The sequence below is a fragment of the Hydrogenovibrio sp. 3SP14C1 genome (assembly GCF_029625905.1).
GTDB lineage: Bacteria > Pseudomonadota > Gammaproteobacteria > Thiomicrospirales > Thiomicrospiraceae > Hydrogenovibrio.
Genome location: NZ_JARTLM010000290.1, coordinates 1 through 242 on the forward strand (window position 1 = coordinate 1; position 242 = coordinate 242).

Below are 242 nucleotides of genomic sequence, written 5' to 3' on the forward strand. Positions count from 1 at the left end.
GCTGACGGTGCCGCTGGCCATGAGCGGTGCCCTGCTGGCCCTGCTGCTGACCGGCCAGTCATTGAATATCTACAGTCAGGTGGGGCTGGTGCTGCTGATAGGATTGGCGGCCAAGAATGGCATACTGATCGTCGAGTTCGCCAACCAGCTGCGCGATGAGGGCCAAGCCTTTCGTTCGGCCCTGATCGAAGCATCGGTCACCCGCCTGCGGCCCATTCTGATGACGGCAGTCACCACCATGG

General features: G+C 62.0%; 1 protein-coding gene. It reads left to right on the forward strand.

The window, feature by feature from the left end; genetic code table 11:
• A partial coding sequence (locus P8629_RS12565; RefSeq protein WP_278166429.1) for an efflux RND transporter permease subunit occupies positions 1-242 on the forward strand: 242 nt, incomplete at both ends.